The organism is Pantoea sp. C2G6 (assembly GCF_051336815.1).
GTDB lineage: Bacteria > Pseudomonadota > Gammaproteobacteria > Enterobacterales > Enterobacteriaceae > Pantoea.
The window spans coordinates 463,471-481,289 of record NZ_JBGMNJ010000002.1 but is presented as its reverse complement, the minus strand read 5'-3'; the positions used below and the strand labels follow the sequence as shown (position 1 = coordinate 481,289).

The window sequence follows — 17,819 nt, the reverse complement described above, 5'->3', positions numbered from 1 at the left end:
GCCAGACGCAGACCGCGTCTTACCTGAAACCGCTTGCGGCCATCGCTAACGTCGTGTCGAGCATTCGGTTAGCAAAGCCCCATTCGTTGTCACACCAGACCAGGGTCTTGATAAGGTGTTGACCGCTGACCCGCGTTTGGGTGCCGTCCACAATGGCACTGTGCGGATCATGGTTAAAATCTACTGAGACTAACGGTAATTCCGTATAGTCAACTATACCACGAAATGCCCCCTCTGCCGCGCTTTGCAACAGGGTGTTGACTTCACACGCCTTTACCGCCTGACGCACGGAAACGCTGAGATCGATGGCCGTGACGTTAATCGTTGGCACGCGAACGGCTATCGCCTCAAACCGATCGTTGAATTTCGGAAAAATGCGGGTGATGCCTGCGGCCAGCCGGGTATCCACCGGGATGATCGACTGGCTGGCGGCGCGGGTACGGCGCAGATCGCTGTGATAAGCGTCGATCACCTGCTGATCGTGCATCGCGGAGTGGATCGTGGTAACGGTGCCGGATTCGATGCCAAACGCATCATCCAGCAGTTTAATCACCGGGATAATACAGTTGGTGGTGCAGGAGGCGTTGGAAACGATGCGGTCGCTGGCGCTCAGCTCCTGCTGATTAACCCCAAATACCACGGTGGCGTCGAGATCGTTGCCGCCGGGATGGGAGAACAGCACTTTCTTCGCGCCCGCCTGCAAATGCGCTTCGCCATCGGCGCGCGAGCCATAGACGCCGGTGCAGTCCAGCACCACATCCACACCCAGTTCACGCCACGGCAAATCGGCAATCTCTGCCCGATGCAGAATGCGCAGGGTATCGTCCCCTACCCACATCACATCGCGCTCCTGGCGCACGTTAAACGCGAAACGGCCATGGCTGGTGTCATATTTCAGCAGGTGCGCCATACCGGTCGCTTCCGCCAGTTCATTAATGGCGACTACGGTGATCTCAGCACGTCTGCCCGTTTCATACAGCGCGCGCAGGACATTGCGTCCAATACGGCCAAAACCATTTATCGCTACCCGTACCGTCATTTCTCTCCTGCCACGTCAGACTGAAAAAAACGTGCCGTTAGCCTGAGCGTTTCGCTGCATTTTGTACAGGAGATTCTTACCCGGCATTGTCCGAAACCGGAGCCTGTCGCCCGGCAACTGAAACGGTTCAGCCACAATAATAGAAGGAAGGAATAACAGGAATGATTGTGATCAATCCGACTGCTTATATTTGGATCTGCGTCACAAATCTGAGTAAAAGAGCGTTATTACTACAGGAATAAAAAACAGGGACGACAGCGTCGCCCCCGAAGTTTAGTGCCAGACCAGCAGGCCCGCTTACGCCAGCAGCGCTTTCGCTTTTGCCACCACGTTGTCGACGGTGAAGCCAAACATCTCAAACAGCTGGTCCGCCGGGGCGGATTCACCGAAGCCGGTCATGCCGACGATCGCGCCGTTCAGGCCGGTATACTTGAACCAGTAATCCGCGATGCCCGCTTCGATAGCCACGCGCGCGCTGACCGCTTTCGGCAGCACGGACTCACGGTAGGCATCGCTCTGCTTATCAAAGGCATCCGTTGACGGCATAGAGACCACGCGCACTTTGCGGCCTTCGCTGGTCAGCTTATCCCAGGCACCGACCGCCAGTTCCACTTCTGAACCGGTAGCGATCAGGATCAGCTCCGGGGTGCCGTCGCAATCTTTCAGCACGTAGCCGCCGCGCGCCACGTCAGCCAGCTGGGCGGCACTGCGCTCCTGCTGCGCCAGGTTCTGACGGGAAAAGATCAGCGCCGTCGGGCCATCCTGACGCTCGATGGCATATTTCCACGCCACCGCCGATTCCACCTGGTCGCACGGACGCCACAGGCTCATGTTCGGCGTGGTGCGCAGGCTCGCCATCTGCTCAACCGGCTGATGCGTCGGGCCATCTTCGCCCAGGCCGATAGAGTCGTGGGTGTAGACCATAATCTGACGGATCTTCATCAGCGCCGCCATACGCGCCGCGTTACGCGCGTACTCAACGAACATCAGGAAGGTGGCGGTGTAAGGCAGGAAGCCGCCGTGCAGCGCCAGGCCGTTGGCGATGGCGGTCATGCCGAACTCACGCACGCCGTAGTGGATATAGTTGCCCGCCGCGTCTTCGTTAATGGGCTTAGAGCCGGACCAGAGGGTCAGGTTGCTCGGGGCCAGGTCGGCCGAGCCGCCCAGGTACTCCGGCAGCAGTTTACCAAAGGCTTCGATGGCGTTCTGCGAGGCTTTACGGCTGGCGATTTTGGCCGGGCTGGCCTGCAACTGCTCAACGAACTTCTGCGACTCCTGCTGCCAGTTCGCAGGCAGCCCGCCGCTGACGCGACGTTTAAACTCGGCGGCCAGTTCAGGATGCGCCTGCGCATAGGCGGCGAATTTCTTATCCCATGCCGACTCTTTCGCCTGGCCCGCTTCCTTCGCGTCCCACTCAGCGTAGATTTCAGACGGGATCTCAAAGGGTGCGTGGTTCCAGCCCAGCTGTTTACGGGTCAGCGCCACTTCGTCATCGCCCAGCGGTGCGCCGTGCGAGTCGTGGGTGCCCGCTTTGTTCGGTGAACCAAAGCCGATGACGGTTTTGCACATCAGCAGGGAAGGCTTATCGCTGACCGCTTTCGCCTCGTCGATCGCTTTAGCGATCGCGTCAGCGTCGTGACCGTCCACGCCGCGCACCACGTGCCAGCCGTAGGCTTCAAAGCGCTTCGCGGTGTCGTCGGTGAACCAGCCGTCAATGTGGCCGTCGATGGAGATGCCGTTGTCATCATAGAACGCCACCAGCTTGCCCAGCTTCAGGGTACCGGCCAGCGAGCAGACTTCGTGCGAGATCCCTTCCATCATGCAGCCATCGCCCATGAAGACATAGGTGTTGTGGTCTACGATCTCATGACCCGGACGGTTGAACTGTGCCGCCAGGGTGCGCTCGGCGATGGCGAAGCCGACCGCGTTAGCGATGCCCTGCCCCAGCGGACCGGTGGTGGTTTCCACGCCGGCGGTGTAGCCATACTCCGGGTGACCTGGCGTTTTCGAATGCAGCTGACGGAAGTTTTTCAGCTCGCTCATCGGCAGATCGTAGCCGGTGAGGTGCAGCAGGCTGTAGATCAGCATGGAGCCGTGGCCGTTCGACAGCACAAAGCGGTCGCGGTCGGCCCACAGCGGGTTCGTCGGGTTGTGGTTCAGATAGCCGCGCCACAGTACTTCGGCGATGTCCGCCATGCCCATCGGGGCACCCGGATGTCCCGATTTGGCTTTTTGTACTGCGTCCATACTTAACGCACGAATGGCGTTGGCAAGCTCTTTACGAGAGGGCATTTTCTACTCCAGGTCGGATTAATGCTTCGCGCCTTAACTTATTGTTATTAATGAGTTACCGGGCAAAACAAGGAAAAAGTTGCCCATCAATGTACATGAAAATCATGGCAAAAGTACATGCTGTAAAACGCTAAATGTAACCGCTTCGTATGGCTTTTCCGGCCAACTCTGCTAGCAAAGTAGTGGGTGGCGCGCTATAACCAAATCGTTTAATCATCTGACAGAGTTTCAGGTGTTTGTTTTTCTTACCTTGTTATGAATGGGAAATGGAATGAAAATCCAGAAAACGGTGTTAGCTCTTGGACTGGCGACGCTGCTCAGCGGCTGTCAGGGTTTGGACAATAATGCGCTGATGCAATCGGGCGCGCAGGCGTATCAGGCTTACACCCTGAGCGACGATCAGGTGAAGCAGCTGAGCGATCAATCCTGTGAGCAGATGGATAAAGAGAACCAGATTGCACCGGCCAGCAGCGACTATCAGCAGCGCCTGAATAAAATCGCCGCCGCGCTGGGCGACAACATCAATGGTGTTCCCGCCAACTACAAAGTTTATCTGACCAAAGATGTCAACGCCTGGGCGATGGCCAACGGCTGTATCCGCGTTTACAGCGGCCTGATGGATATGATGAACGACAATGAAGTGGAAGGCGTGCTGGGCCACGAGATGGGCCACGTTGCGCTGGGCCATACCCGTAAAGCGATGCAGCTGGCCTATGCCACCACCGCGGCTCGCACCGCGGCGGCCTCGGTTGGCGGCGTGATTGGTTCGCTGTCGCAGTCACAGCTGGGTGAGCTGGGTGAAAAACTGGTCAACGCACAGTTCTCACAGACCCAGGAGTCCCAGGCTGATGACTACTCTTACGACCTGATGAAGAAGCGCAACATCGACCCGATGGGTCTGGTGGACAGTTTCGAGAAACTGGCGAAGCTGGAACAGGGCCGTCAGAGCTCGATGTTTGACTCGCATCCCGCCTCGGAAGCCCGCGCCCAGCATATCCGTGAGCGGATTGCTGCCGACGCGAAGAAATAGTTAACGCGGAGCACGCCCGCCGTGACGGTGCGTGCTCCGGTTACGCGCTCCCGCGGCAGCGGAGGCGTAAATCAGCGCTTAAATATCTGATCGACCATCGAACCCAGGTCGAGCTTATTCTCATGCAGCGACGCCTCATCCATCTGTCCCTGCGGTGATAATTTATCGATTAGCTGCGGCAGAATAGTTGCCAGCGTGCCCGCCGCGCCATGCACATCCGTCCCCAGCTTATCCGCCAGTGACTGCAACTCCGCCTGACCAAACGCCGACTGGATCTCATCATGGGCAATCGGCTGGTTATGACCGGTGCCTATCCAGGAGGCAAACAGCTCCCCTAACCCGCCCTGCTGAAATTTTTGCAGCAGCACCTCAATACCGCCCTGCTCCTGCACCCAGTGCCAGACCGCCTGCAACTGGCCGGGCGGATGCCCTTCACTGCCCTGTAACGATCCCACCAGTTCATCAAGAAAGCCCATGTGATTACCTCCACACTAAAAATCGATGTGAACAAGTTTAGCTGCTGATGGGCTATCACGCCTGGCGCAAGCCGCGTCAGGACTCGGGCGGGCAGAAAGGAGAGCGGAATAACAGGAAGGAGAAGAAGCGTGCTGCGAAGGGTACAGAGCCCGCCAGGTCAACCCGGCAGGCTCTGGCGTATCAGCCTTTGTTCACGGCCTGCACATGCAGCATATCCAGCGCCAGCGTGGCGGCGGCCAGTGCAGTGAGATCGGCATGATCGTAACCCGGCGCGACTTCCACCAGATCCATCCCGACGATGTTCATCCCCTGCAAACCGCGGATCAGCTTGGTGGCTTTGTCCGTGGTCAGGCCGCCAATCACCGGCGTACCGGTGCCAGGCGCATGAGCCGGGTCCAGACAGTCGATGTCAAAGGTCAGATAGACCGGCAGATCGCCGACGGTGCGCTTCACTTCGGCCAGAATATCGTCGACGCTGCGATCATTAACCTGCGCCGCATCCAGCACGTTGAATCCCAGGCTCTTATCGAATTCGGTACGGATACCGATCTGCACCGAATGGTTGGGATCGATCAGTCCCTCTTTCGGCGCGGTGAAGAACATGGTGCCGTGGTCGAAGGTCGGACCGTTGGAGTAGGTGTCGGTATGCGCATCAAAATGGACCAGCGCCATTTTACCGAAGTGTTTGGCATGGGCGCGCAGCAGCGGCAGCGTCACGTAGTGGTCGCCGCCGAAGGTCATCATGCGCTTGCCGTTGGCCAGCAGTTTTTCAGCATGGGCCTGTAACTTGTCGGAGAGATCCTGCGAGTCGCCAAAGGCGTAAACCAGGTCACCGCAGTCGACGACGTTCAGACGCTGGCGCAGATCGAAATCCCACGGCCAGCGGCAGCCTTCCCAGGCAAGATTGGTGGAGATCTGGCGGATCGCGCCCGGCCCCAGACGGCTGCCCGGACGACCCGAGGTGGCGGCGTCAAACGGAACGCCGGTGATAACCCATTCTGCGTCGCTGTCGTAAGGCTGGAAATTCAGCGGAAAACGCATGAAACCAAAGGCGTTGGAAACCAGTGAGTTGTCGTACTGATGGCCAAGGGTGTTATACATAAATTGCTCTCTCTGAATGCGTAAGTCGGGCCAGGCCCGCCAGTCATGAAGGTATAGATATAAAAAATCCCCGCCGCGTCGTTAGGCCCGACGAGGAAGGGATTGAGTGTGTCAGATTATCGACAGAATTAACGGCAACTGCAATCTCCGATTACCGGTCGTCAGCATCGATTACTCATCTTCTAAATAGGTGTAACCATAGAGGCCGCTCTCGAACTCTTCCAGGAACTGCGCCCGCAGCTCCTCATCCAGATCGGAGGACTGCACCTGGTTACGGAACAGCGCCATCAGCTCGTTGGGATCAAGCTGTACGTAGCGCAGCATGTCCGCCACGGTGTCGCCTTCATCGGAGAGCTGCACTTCGACATCGCCATTTTCGAAGGCGTAAACATCCACCGCCTCGGTATCCCCGAACAGGTTGTGCATGTTGCCGAGGATCTCCTGATAGGCACCGACCATAAAGAAGCCGAGCATCGGTGGGTTATCCACGTCATATTCCGGCATCGGCATGGTGGTGGCGATGCCGTCGCCATCCACGTAGTGATCGATGGTGCCATCGGAGTCACAGGTAATATCGAGCAGCACCGCGCGGCGCTCCGGCTTCTTGTTCAGCCCTTCCAGCGGCAGCACCGGGAACAGCTGATCGATACCCCATGCATCCGGCATCGACTGGAACAGTGAGAAGTTAACGTAGATCTTATCCGCCATCCGCTCCTGCAATTCGTCGATGATTGGACGGTGCGCGCGGTTGCTGGGATCGAGATGCTGCTGAATATAGTGGCAGATGCTCAGATAGAGCTGCTCAGCCCAGGCGCGCTGCTTGAGATCGTAAATCCCTGACGAGTAGCCGGTGTGAATATCAAACAGATCCATCTGGCTGTCGTGCAGCCATTCGCGCAGCGAACGGCGGGTGTCCGGCTCATGCATCTCCTGCCAGGTTTCCCACATGCTGAGGATCGGGCGCGGCGCGTCAGCCATCTCCGGCGCTTCCGGCTTGCTGAACTCATTACGCTCAACGCCAATAATGTTAGAGACCAGCACGGTGTGGTGCGCGGTCACGGCGCGACCCGATTCGGTGATCACCGTCGGATGCTCCAGACCATGCTCATCACAGGCGTCGCCAATCGCCCAGATCACGTTATTGGCGTACTCGTTGAGACCGTAGTTTACCGAGCAGTCAGACTGCGAGCGCGTTCCCTCGTAATCGACGCCCAGACCGCCGCCGACGTCGAAACATTTGATGTTGACGCCCAGCTTCGCCAGCTCCACATAGAAGCGCGCCGACTCACGCACCCCGGTAGCGATGTCGCGGATGTTCGCCATCTGTGAACCGAGATGGAAATGCAGCAGTTGCAGGCTGTCGATGCGGCCCGCTTCACGCATGATCTCAACCAGCTTCAGCACCTGCGTGGCTGACAGGCCAAACTTCGACTTTTCGCCACCGCTTGACTGCCATTTGCCGGAGCCCTGTGAGGCGAGACGCGCACGGATGCCGAGACGCGGCACCACATTCAGACGCTCCGCCTCTTCCAGCACCAGCCGCACTTCCGTCATCTTCTCCAGCACCAGATAGACCTTATGGCCCATCTTCTCGCCAATCAGCGCCAGACGGATATATTCGCGGTCTTTGTAGCCGTTACAGACGATCACCGAACGGGTCTGGCCGGCATGGGCCAGCACCGCCATCAGCTCCGCTTTCGAGCCCGCTTCCAGTCCCAGCGGTTCGCCGGAGTGGATCAGCGATTCGATCACCCGTTTGTGCTGGTTAACTTTAATCGGATAGACCAGGAAGTAGTCGCCTTTGTAACCGTAAGATTCACGCGCCCGTTTAAACGCCGCGTTAATTGAGCGCAGACGGTGTTGCAGGATCTGCGGGAAACAGAACAGGGCGGGCAGACGCTGGCCCTGCGCTTCGCGCTCTTTAACCAGCCGGGCTAAATCAACGCGCACCTCCGGGCGATCCGGGTCGGGACAGACGCTGATATGACCCAGTTCGTTCACGTCGTAATAGTTGTTACCCCACCAGGCGATGTTGTAGGTACGCAACATTTTGCTCGCATCCTGATCGTTCATTGCAACCTCCTGCATGGAGCGGAGTGCACCCTGTTCGCCAGCTGACGAACCTTTGATATTCTTCATGTCGTCAGACATCGCGAACCTCAATTTTCCGTTGAAAGATAGAACTGTTAACCGGCTTTACGGCTACTAATCTGAAAACCTGTTGCCACATTAAACGCAATGTCCTGTTCAGCTGACGTCGTCGTCAGCGCGATTCACGCATGAGTTAAGTGTAAAACACCCTGGCCATATCCGTTGAAACAGCGAGCATTTAACAGATCTGTAATAAGAGGACCATAGATAACGTGTGTCGTTCCGCTGCGCGCGCGCAGCAAAGAGACAAAACCGTAAGGATAGTGGTACAGGTTAACCGGCGCCTGTGTCGGTAAAATTACCGCATCGAACATATTGCCGACAGGAAAGAGAAACAGATGGGAGGCAGGGGACAGCCAGCGCAGCGCCGCAGCGCAGAGAACCGGGAAGCGAAAAAACGTGGTTCATTACTCGTATCACCTCCACACATGCCAGGGGCATATGGAAAACAACCTGGGTGAAAGCCAGACCAGAGTCTGACGGGCGCAACGCCATCAGCGGCGTCATCCTTGCTGCTCTCGAAGCAGCGGCGTTTTATACAGTCTGGCGGGGTAAAATGCAAAAAGATTATCGGATAATTGCGTGCAGAGTCAGGAAATTATGCCGATAACCTTTGCAGATAAAGTGCGGAAACGGAAAAAGGGCTGGCAATTCGTTCAGCCTCTATCCTAAAATAGCCGTCCAGATGGTTTTCCATCTAAACAGGTTAATATCCAGGCGGTGTTGGCCGCTAGTGCTGACACAACCTCACTGCTCGCAGCTTTGCCTGAACCGGCGTTAAGTCAGCCTGCACTCACTTGCGCTATGCAGTCGTCTTCAAATCATATGTAAGGTAAAGAACAGAATGGCTAAACACCTTTTTACGTCCGAGTCCGTATCAGAAGGACATCCTGATAAAATCGCCGACCAGATCTCCGATGCCGTGCTTGATGCCATCCTTGAACAGGATCCTAAAGCGCGCGTGGCCTGCGAAACTTACGTTAAAACCGGTATGGTGCTGGTTGGCGGTGAAATCACCACCAGCGCCTGGGTCGATATTGAAGAGATCACCCGTAATACCGTACGTGAAATCGGCTATGTTCATTCCGATATGGGCTTTGACGCCAACTCCTGCGCGGTATTAAGCGCGATTGGTAAACAGTCTCAGGATATTAATCAGGGCGTTGACCGTACCGAGCCACTGGAACAGGGCGCGGGCGACCAGGGCCTGATGTTCGGCTATGCCACCAATGAAACCGATGTGCTGATGCCTGCGCCCGTTACCTACGCGCACCGTCTGGTACAGCGTCAGGCTGAAGTGCGTAAAAACGGCACGCTGCCGTGGCTGCGTCCTGATGCCAAGAGCCAGGTCACTTTCCAGTATGACGATGGCAAAATCGTCGGCATCGACGCAGTCGTGCTGTCGACTCAGCACGCTGAGTCCATCAGCCAGAAAGATTTGCAGGAAGCGGTGATGGAAGAGATCATCAAGCCGGTGCTGCCTGCCGAGTGGCTGAACGCCTCCACCAAATATCACATCAACCCAACCGGTCGCTTTGTGATCGGCGGCCCGATGGGCGACTGCGGTCTGACCGGCCGTAAAATCATCGTCGATACCTACGGCGGCATGGCGCGTCATGGCGGCGGTGCTTTCTCAGGTAAAGATCCGTCTAAAGTTGACCGTTCAGCAGCCTATGCGGCGCGCTACGTGGCGAAGAATATCGTTGCGGCCGGTCTGGCTGACCGTTGTGAAATTCAGGTCTCTTACGCCATCGGCGTGGCAGAACCGACCTCCATCATGGTGGAAACCTTTGGCACCGAGAAAGTCTCCACTGAACAGCTGACCCTGCTGGTGCGTGAGTTCTTCGATCTGCGCCCTTACGGTCTGATTCAGATGCTCGACCTGCTGCACCCGATCTACAAAGAGACCGCCGCTTACGGTCACTTTGGTCGCGAACATTTCCCATGGGAAAAAACCGACAAAGCGGCACTGCTGCGCGAAGCGGCTGGCCTGTAAGGTTAGCGTCCGCAATCAGAACCCTGCCGCTGCGGCAGGGTTTTTTTATGCCTGAACCCCGCCTCTGAAGCGCAAATCCGCCGATCCCTGCCCCGCCTGCGGCAAATTTTCTGATCTCAGCTACACTTCCTTGCGCCTTTTCTGACGGCCATATGTTAACGATTACAAATGGAAACGCTTTGTTTATCTTCTATTTAGGATTTACGCCACGTAGTTATTCTGCTGAAAATGCGTTATTTTCAGCGTCGTCTGATAGCCAATAAACAGAGCATTGTCAGAAACTTAATGAGTGCTATACCTCACTGGTTAATTAACCTTTCCGGGTAAAAAATGCTGAATTTCAGGGTTTCAGCGTGTGTAAACGATTACACCGATGTGATCGGTTTCACTTTTTTCGCGCAAAGAGTTTCTTAACATTGATAAAAACAACGATGGATAAACCTGGAGGCTACAATGCCTGGCAATACACACAAAAGCAGAACCTCAAATAAGGCGATGACCTTATTTGTCTGCTTTCTGGCGGCCCTTGCGGGTCTGCTGTTCGGTCTGGACATCGGGGTAATCGCCGGTGCTCTGCCATTTATCGCAAAAGACTTTAACGTCACCGCACATCAGCAGGAGTGGATCGTCAGCTCCATGATGTTTGGTGCCGCGGTCGGGGCTATCGGCAGCGGCTGGATGTCATCCCGCCTCGGCCGTAAAAAAAGCCTGATGGCCGGCGCGATTTTATTCGTCATCGGCTCTCTCTGGTCAGCCATGTCGCCTAACCCGGAAATGCTGATCAGCGCCCGCGTTCTGCTGGGCCTGGCGGTGGGTATCGCCTCTTATACCGCTCCGCTCTATCTTTCTGAAATTGCACCAGAAAAGATTCGCGGCAGTATGATTTCGCTTTATCAGCTGATGATCACCATCGGTATTCTGGGCGCGTATCTCTCCGATACTGCTTTCAGCTTTACCGGCAACTGGCGCTGGATGCTGGGCATCATCACCATCCCCGCCTTACTGCTGCTGGTCGGCGTCTTCTTCCTGCCTAACAGCCCGCGCTGGCTGGCGGCGCGAGGAAACTTCCGCGATGCACAACGGGTGCTGGATCGTCTGCGTGACACCAGTGAGCAGGCGAAACGTGAGCTGGATGAGATCCGTGAAAGTCTGAAGATCAAACAGTCTGGCTGGGGTCTGTTCACCAGCAGCAGCCACTTCCGTCGTGCGGTCTACCTCGGCATCCTGTTGCAGGTGATGCAGCAGTTTACCGGCATGAACGTCATCATGTACTACGCGCCAAAAATCTTTGAAATCGCGGGCTTCGCCAATACCACCCAGCAGATGTGGGGTACGGTGATTGTGGGTCTGGTTAACGTGCTGGCCACCTTTATCGCCATTGGTCTGGTGGATCGCTGGGGCCGTAAACCTACCCTGATTCTGGGCTTTATGGTGATGGCGGCCGGTATGGGCGTACTGGGTACCATGCTGCATTTCGGCATCCATTCGCAGGGCGCACAGTACTTCGCGGTGGGTATGCTGCTGATGTTTATCATCGGTTTTGCGATGTCAGCCGGTCCGTTGATCTGGGTACTCTGTTCCGAAATTCAGCCGCTGAAAGGCCGCGACTTCGGTATCACCGTCTCCACCACCACCAACTGGATCGCCAACATGATTGTCGGGGCAACCTTCCTGACCATGCTGAACACGCTGGGCAACGCCAACACCTTCTGGGTCTACGCGGCGCTTAACCTGTTCTTTATTCTGCTGACGCTGATGCTGATCCCGGAGACCAAAAACGTCTCACTGGAGCACATCGAACGTAATCTGATGGCTGGTAAAAAACTGCGCGACATCGGTTCACGCGACTAACGCAGAGCGATAAAAAAAACGGCGGGGTTTCTCTGGAAACCCCGCCGTTTTTGTTTGTGCCGTAGTTTATCGTTCTGACGTAAGCGCTGCCGTCGGCAGCGAGCGCGGTAAGCAGCAGAGCGCCAGCGCCATGATGAAAATGGTGGCGGTCTGATTATAGGGCAGCACTGAATCGGTCAGCCCGGCGATAAACAGCGCCAGCAGCGGCAGTGCCACGCCACGCAGGTCGCACCGCTTCATCCCGCCCGCCAGCGCCACCAGATAGAGCAGCGCCAGCGACAGCGTACCCAGCCAGCCCTGAAGCGTGGTCACTTCCAGAAACTCGTTGTGCATGTTGTACTTAACGTTGGTGTAGCCTTCCACGTTGTGAGGATAGTGCGCGGTGATGAACTGGCGCGCCTCGGTGGTGCGCGCATCCGGGGTGGCGAAACCGCCGTGATGCTCAATAAAGTCCATCGCCCCGCCCCAGATCGCCACACGCGCGCCAAGCGACGTTGAGCTGTTGGTGCCAAAGTTCTCAATGTCCTGCACCCCTTCCAGCCAGCGGTTGCTGGTCATCAGGACCAGAACCGCCAGCACCCCCAGCGCCAGCGTGCCAATACGCCAGTTGGTGAGCAGGGAAAGCCGGTAGGTCTGCAACAGGAACAGCAGCCCCACAGCGATCAGCGCGATAAGAGTCACGCGGGTCGCGCACAGGTAGAGCAGCGCGAAAGTCACCGCCAGCACGACAACATCGGCCACCTTCCACCAGGAGTGCGTCTCATAGCGGCTCAGCCAGAGCCAGGCGCAGTAGATAAACAGAATCATATAGGAGGACATCGAGGCCGCTTCGGTGGTGAGCTTGATGCGGATATTGGCGGTATAGAGATGCTCATGGATACCAAAGCCCAGCGTAATCAGCAGCCCCAGCAGGAGAAGCACCCTGCCCGCGCGCAGCGTGGTTAACGAGACGCGATGGCCATAAACCGCCAGGCTGAGCAGCACAAAGGCCCCCAGCAGCAGCCGCTTCGCCCCGAGCAGATAGTTACTGATGTTGGTGATGGCATCGGTTGAGGGGGCGGTCTCAATCCCCTTAACGTGGACAGCCCAGGCGAGGCGGATCAGGGCGAAGATGATCAGCGCCGCAAACAGGGCGAGATAAAAGCCGTTTCCCCGGAAATCTTCCCTTCTGCGCACCAGGCCATAGAGCACTGACGCCACCGAGAGATAAGAGACCACGTAAAATATTTTCTGCGGCAAACCGGTCACAAACATATTCAGCGCCAGCGCCAGGCAGAGCGCCAGCACTGAAAAATTGACCATTAACGTTAATCCACGCTGTTCAGATCTATTCGTCATGCTTAACCTCAGAGAGGCGATTAAAGACGTCCATCAGGTGCTTCATATAGTTCTCCTCATAAAAACCGGCGATGCTCGATTTAATCACCTGATGATCGGGAAAGGTGAAATCCGCACCCATGGCGTTGAGAATCGCCGCCAGCGCCATGGTGTCATGGGTGGGATAGAGCTGACCATTGACCCCGTTCTGAATAATCTCCGCCGGACCGCTGATGCAGTCCGATGAGACGCAATAGACGCCGCGCGACATCGCCTCCAGCAGGATCAGCGGGAAGCCTTCAAAGTTAGAGGTCATCACCAGACAGCTCACCTGTTTAATCTGGCTGACCACATAATCCCAGGCGTGCTCCTGCCAGCCATGCCAGGTGATGCGATCCTGAATGCCAAGCTGCGTCACATAGTGCTGGCAGTGCGCCAGATCTTCCCCGTCGCCTATTACCTCCAGCCGCCAGGGCACATCGAGCTGCTGTAACGCATCAAACAGATCTTTAAGCTGTTTCTGACGCTTAAAATGGATGCGGCCGATATAGAGAAACGTCAGCGCCTGCGGTCTGCCGATCACCGTGTCGTTACGTTTGATCGGGTTATAGATCACATCAACGTCGGCGGCGCGGGCGCCCAGCTCCACCAGCTGCTGCTTAATCTGGTTGCTGATAGCGAAATGGTGGTCGGCGCGCAGCAGATAGTGGGGGCGATAGCGTTCACGCGGTGGCAGGTGCATCCAGCTCGACAGCACGATGTTGCGGCGCGAAAGAGTGATAGCCCGGCGCGTCATCAGACAGGGAATGGTGTTAAGGGTCAGCACATGATCGGGCTGATACCGACGTAAAAAGGCCGCCATTCTCAGCGTATGTATCAGGTTCTTTATTTTCTTATTGCGCAGGGTACAGACACTCTCGGCTAACACGGCGTTGGCGGTCCAGGCGCGGGAGTGGCTCTCTTCACCACTGTTGATGATAAACAGTCCCGCTTCGGTGTTGGCTTGCGCATTCAGAGCCGTAATCAACTGACAGGTCACATTTTCCATCCCGCCGCGACCCGCCATCAAATCCGTTACCAGCACAATCCGTTGTTTCCTGATCCTGTTCTTATCATTCATCGCTTTATCCGTGCCCCGTGCCTTTCGCTTTTCATCCATTCATCCCGCCATAAATTTTAACAATAGAATATTCTAAAAAAGGCCATAACAATATTTAAACCCCAAAATTTCCCCGGCTGCGTGGCCACCCCGCTCAGCGGCGGATAATAAGCATTCCCGCGCCCGATCTTATTACCCCTGATCAATCTCCCGCTCTGGCTCTGCCGCCTGAGAGCAGCATCGCATGGCGGGTGGTTTTCGCTGGCGAGATTGAGTTCCGGCGCGGTGGCGATTATTCTGAGCAGCATGAAAACACCTCGCCTCCCCATCGCCCTGCAACAAGCCGTCATGCGGTCGCTGCGCCAGTCACTTGAACGGGCGAACCAGACGCTGAAAACCGACTATCCTGAACCGAAACTGCTCTATCAGCAGCGCGGTACGGCGGCGGGTACCGCCTGGCTCGCCGCCTGGGAGATCCGTATCAATCCGGTGCTGCTGCTGGAAAATCAGCAGGCGTTTATCGATGAAGTAGTGCCGCATGAGCTGGCGCATCTGCTGGTGTGGAAGCAGTTTGGTCGCGTCGCGCCGCACGGCAAAGAGTGGCAGTGGATGATGGAGCAGGTGCTGGGGGTGCCCGCCCGCCGTACCCATCAGTTTGAGATCGCTTCTGTGCGCAGCCGCACCTTTGCTTACCGCTGTCAGTGCCAGCAGCATCAGCTGACGGTGCGCCGCCACAATCGCGTGCTGCGCAAAGAGAGTGAATATCGCTGCGTTCACTGCGGCAGCCTGCTGACAGCGGGTGAATTTGCCGCTTCCTGAGAAGGATTCCCATTCCGCCCTATCCGACATTCTGTTAACCTGCCGCCCTTTTTCGCACTGAGTAGAAATCTGGAATATGTCTCGCATAATGAGTCTGGCGCTGGTGCTGCTGTTCACGCCTGCCGCCAACGCCCTGAACCTGAATAATTACCACCAGAATAACTTCCAGCAGGCCAAAGCCTTTGCGGCGGCGATCAACGCCGATGCACCGGGCTCCTTTTACTGCGGCTGTAAGATTCAGTGGCAGGGAAAAAAGGGGATCCCCGACCTCAACAGCTGTGGCTATCAGGTGCGTAAAAACGCTAATCGCGCCTCACGTATTGAGTGGGAACATGTGATGCCCGCCTGGGAGTTTGGTCATCAGCGCCAGTGCTGGCAGGAGGGCGGCCGCAAAAATTGCAGCAAAGATCCTGACTACCGCCGCATCGAAACCGATCTGCATAACCTGCAACCGGCGGTGGGGGAAGTGAATGGTGACCGCGGCAACTTCGCCTACAGCCAGTGGAACGGCAGTGAGCAGCAGTATGGCCAGTGTGATATGAAGATCGACTTCAGACTCAAACAGGCGCAGCCGCCCGCCCGCGCCCGCGGTGCCATTGCCCGCACCTACTTCTATATGCGTGACCAGTACCATCTGCGCCTTTCACGCCAGCAAACCCAGCTGTTTACCGCCTGGGATAAGCTCTATCCGGTGACAAAATGGGAGTGCGAACGCGACCAGCGCATCGCGCGGGTACAGGGCAATCATAACCCTTATGTGCTCCAGGCTTGCCAGCGCTGAAAACCCTGCCCTAAACTAGCGGTTTTCCAACGACGTCGCGGTTTTCAGCGCGGCGTCTGCTCCTCAGGGATCTTATGCGCATACCTCGCATCTATCACGCCGGGCCATTAAGCCTTGGCAGTGAAATTACGCTGGATGAAGATGCATCCAATCATGTGGGCCGGGTGCTGCGGATGACCGCAGGTCAGCATCTGGAGTTGTTTGATGGCACTAATCTGACTTTTGCAGCAGAGATCACGCATGTTGATAAAAAGCGTGTAAAAGTATCGGTCACAGCGAGCCAGCCGGACGATCGCGAATCCCCGCTCTTTCTGCATCTGGGCCAGGTGATGTCGCGCGGTGAAAAAATGGAATTCACTATCCAGAAATCGATCGAACTGGGCGTGAATGTCATTACACCCTTGTTTTCCGAGCGCTGTGGCGTAAAGCTGGATGCTGAGCGTCTGGCGAAGAAGATCCAACAGTGGCAGAAAATTGCCATTGCCGCCTGCGAGCAGTGCGGCCGTAATCGCGTGCCGGAAATTCGCGAAGCGATGACGCTGGAAGCCTGGTGTGCGGAAGCGGATAGCGGCCTGAAGCTCAATCTGCATCCACGGGCCAGCCAGAGTATCAATACGCTGCCGCAGCCCGTTGAGCGGGTCCGGCTGCTGATTGGTCCTGAAGGCGGATTGTCCGCCGATGAGATTGCCATGACGGCGCAGCACGATTTTACCGACATTCTGCTTGGCCCACGGGTTTTACGCACCGAAACCACCGCCCTGACGGCCATTACGGCACTTCAGGTGAGGTTTGGCGACCTGGGTTAAGCGATACTTTCAGCGGGCAGCAGAGCAGACATCGCATCCTGGCCCATCGGCCCGCTGCTGACCGAACCAGATGAGACGGTAAACGCCGCCTCCCCGAGGAGATAATAATGATTAAACTTGGCATCGTGATGGACCCGATTTCGTCCATCAATATTAAAAAAGACTCCAGCTTCGCTATGCTGCTGGAAGCACAGCGCCGTGGTTACGAAATTCACTACATGGAGATGCACGATCTCTCGATGCGCGGTGGCGTGGCCTCTGCCCGCACCCGGCTGCTGAGCGTGGAGCAGAACCCGGACAACTGGTATCAGTTTGGCACTGAGCAGGTGATCCCGCTGGCCGATCTGAACGTGGTGCTGATGCGCAAAGATCCGCCTTTCGATACCGAGTTTATCTATGCGACCTACATTCTGGAGCGCGCAGAGGAGCTGGGTACGCTGATCGTGAACAAACCGCAGAGCCTGCGCGACTGTAACGAAAAGCTCTACACCGCCTGGTTCGCTGAGTTCACGCCAGACACGCTGGTGACCCGCAGCAAAGAGCAGCTGCGCGCCTTCTGGCAGGAGCATGGCGATGTGATCATGAAGCCGCTGGATGGCATGGGCGGCGCCTCTATTTTCCGCGTGAAGAAAGATGACGCTAACTTTGGCGTGATTACCGAAACCCTGACCGAGCATGGCAGTCGCTTCTGCATGGCGCAGAACTACATCGCGGCGATCTCCGAAGGTGATAAGCGCGTGCTGGTCGTGGATGGCGAACCGGTGCCTTACTGCCTGGCACGCATCCCGCAGGGCGGCGAAACGCGCGGCAACCTCGCGGCCGGTGGTCGCGGTGAAGCGCGTCCGCTGAGTGAAAGCGACTGGGAAATTGCCCGCCGCGTGGGGCCGACGCTGAAAGCAAAAGGACTGATTTTTGTCGGTCTGGACATCATCGGTGATAAACTGACTGAAGTTAACGTGACCAGCCCAACCTGCATTCGTGAAATTGAGGCTGCGTTCCCGATCTCCATCACCGGCATGTTGATGGATGCCATTGAGAAGCGCCTGGGCTGAGCATAACG

14 protein-coding genes are annotated in these 17,819 nt (G+C 56.7%); 7 read left to right on the top strand and 7 right to left on the bottom strand.

Translation table 11 applies throughout. The features are described from left to right. Positions 1–19 precede the first annotated feature (19 nt). Together epd and tkt are read right to left on the bottom strand one after the other, a co-directional pair. A complete protein-coding gene (gene epd, locus ACCW71_RS05600) occupies positions 20–1,039 on the bottom strand; it encodes an erythrose-4-phosphate dehydrogenase (protein WP_436370089.1) in 1,020 nt (339 codons plus the stop codon). A 297-nt stretch (positions 1,040–1,336) separates the two neighbouring features. Beyond that, positions 1,337–3,331, bottom strand: coding sequence for a transketolase (tkt, locus tag ACCW71_RS05595; RefSeq protein ID WP_436370088.1), 1,995 nt, complete (start codon positions 3,329–3,331; stop codon positions 1,337–1,339). A 271-nt stretch (positions 3,332–3,602) separates the two neighbouring features. Here tkt and ACCW71_RS05590 point away from each other — a divergent pair, with 271 nt between their 5' ends. Further along, positions 3,603–4,361, top strand: a complete 759-nt coding sequence (locus ACCW71_RS05590; protein ID WP_436370087.1) for a M48 family metallopeptidase — start codon at positions 3,603–3,605, stop codon at positions 4,359–4,361. Between the two features lie 71 nt (positions 4,362–4,432). Here ACCW71_RS05590 and ACCW71_RS05585 read toward each other — a convergent pair whose 3' ends face one another. The 3 genes from ACCW71_RS05585 to speA form a co-directional block, all read right to left on the bottom strand. Further along, positions 4,433–4,837, bottom strand: a complete 405-nt coding sequence (locus ACCW71_RS05585) for a YidB family protein (RefSeq protein WP_436370086.1) — start codon at positions 4,835–4,837, stop codon at positions 4,433–4,435. 181 nt (positions 4,838–5,018) lie between these two features. Then, the gene (speB, locus tag ACCW71_RS05580; RefSeq protein ID WP_436370085.1) at positions 5,019–5,939 is read right to left on the bottom strand and encodes an agmatinase; all 921 of its coding nucleotides are present in this window, start codon (positions 5,937–5,939) and stop codon (positions 5,019–5,021) included. A gap of 171 nt (positions 5,940–6,110) precedes the next feature. Continuing rightward, the gene (speA, locus tag ACCW71_RS05575; protein WP_436370084.1) at positions 6,111–8,090 is read right to left on the bottom strand and encodes a biosynthetic arginine decarboxylase; all 1,980 of its coding nucleotides are present in this window, start codon (positions 8,088–8,090) and stop codon (positions 6,111–6,113) included. Between the two features lie 844 nt (positions 8,091–8,934). Between speA and metK the strand changes: the two genes are divergently transcribed. Beyond that, complete coding sequence (gene metK / locus ACCW71_RS05570) at positions 8,935–10,086, top strand: methionine adenosyltransferase (RefSeq protein WP_436370083.1); 1,152 nt, start codon at positions 8,935–8,937, stop codon at positions 10,084–10,086. A gap of 453 nt (positions 10,087–10,539) precedes the next feature. After that, positions 10,540–11,937: a sugar porter family MFS transporter gene (locus ACCW71_RS05565; RefSeq protein WP_436370082.1), complete on the top strand. Its 1,398-nt coding sequence runs from the start codon at positions 10,540–10,542 to the stop codon at positions 11,935–11,937. 66 nt (positions 11,938–12,003) lie between these two features. Here ACCW71_RS05565 and ACCW71_RS05560 read toward each other — a convergent pair whose 3' ends face one another. After that, positions 12,004–13,239: an O-antigen ligase family protein gene (locus ACCW71_RS05560; protein WP_436370081.1), complete on the bottom strand. Its 1,236-nt coding sequence runs from the start codon at positions 13,237–13,239 to the stop codon at positions 12,004–12,006. A 25-nt stretch (positions 13,240–13,264) separates the two neighbouring features. Then, complete coding sequence (locus ACCW71_RS05555; protein WP_436370080.1) at positions 13,265–14,413, bottom strand: glycosyltransferase; 1,149 nt, start codon at positions 14,411–14,413, stop codon at positions 13,265–13,267. 246 nt (positions 14,414–14,659) lie between these two features. Here ACCW71_RS05555 and ACCW71_RS05550 point away from each other — a divergent pair, with 246 nt between their 5' ends. The 4 genes from ACCW71_RS05550 (at position 14,660) to gshB (ending at position 17,811) form a co-directional block, all read left to right on the top strand. Beyond that, positions 14,660–15,172, top strand: coding sequence for a SprT family zinc-dependent metalloprotease (locus tag ACCW71_RS05550; protein WP_436370079.1), 513 nt, complete (start codon positions 14,660–14,662; stop codon positions 15,170–15,172). Positions 15,173–15,248: 76 nt separating this feature from the next. Continuing rightward, on the top strand, positions 15,249–15,953 hold the full coding sequence (gene endA / locus ACCW71_RS05545; RefSeq protein ID WP_436370078.1) for a deoxyribonuclease I: 705 nt from the start codon (positions 15,249–15,251) through the stop codon (positions 15,951–15,953). Positions 15,954–16,027: 74 nt separating this feature from the next. After that, the gene (gene rsmE / locus ACCW71_RS05540) at positions 16,028–16,759 is read left to right on the top strand and encodes a 16S rRNA (uracil(1498)-N(3))-methyltransferase (RefSeq protein WP_436370077.1); all 732 of its coding nucleotides are present in this window, start codon (positions 16,028–16,030) and stop codon (positions 16,757–16,759) included. A gap of 107 nt (positions 16,760–16,866) precedes the next feature. After that, positions 16,867–17,811 (top strand): glutathione synthase, encoded by a 945-nt coding sequence (gene gshB / locus ACCW71_RS05535; protein ID WP_436370076.1) that lies wholly within the window; start codon positions 16,867–16,869, stop codon positions 17,809–17,811. Positions 17,812–17,819: the final 8 nt, after the last annotated feature.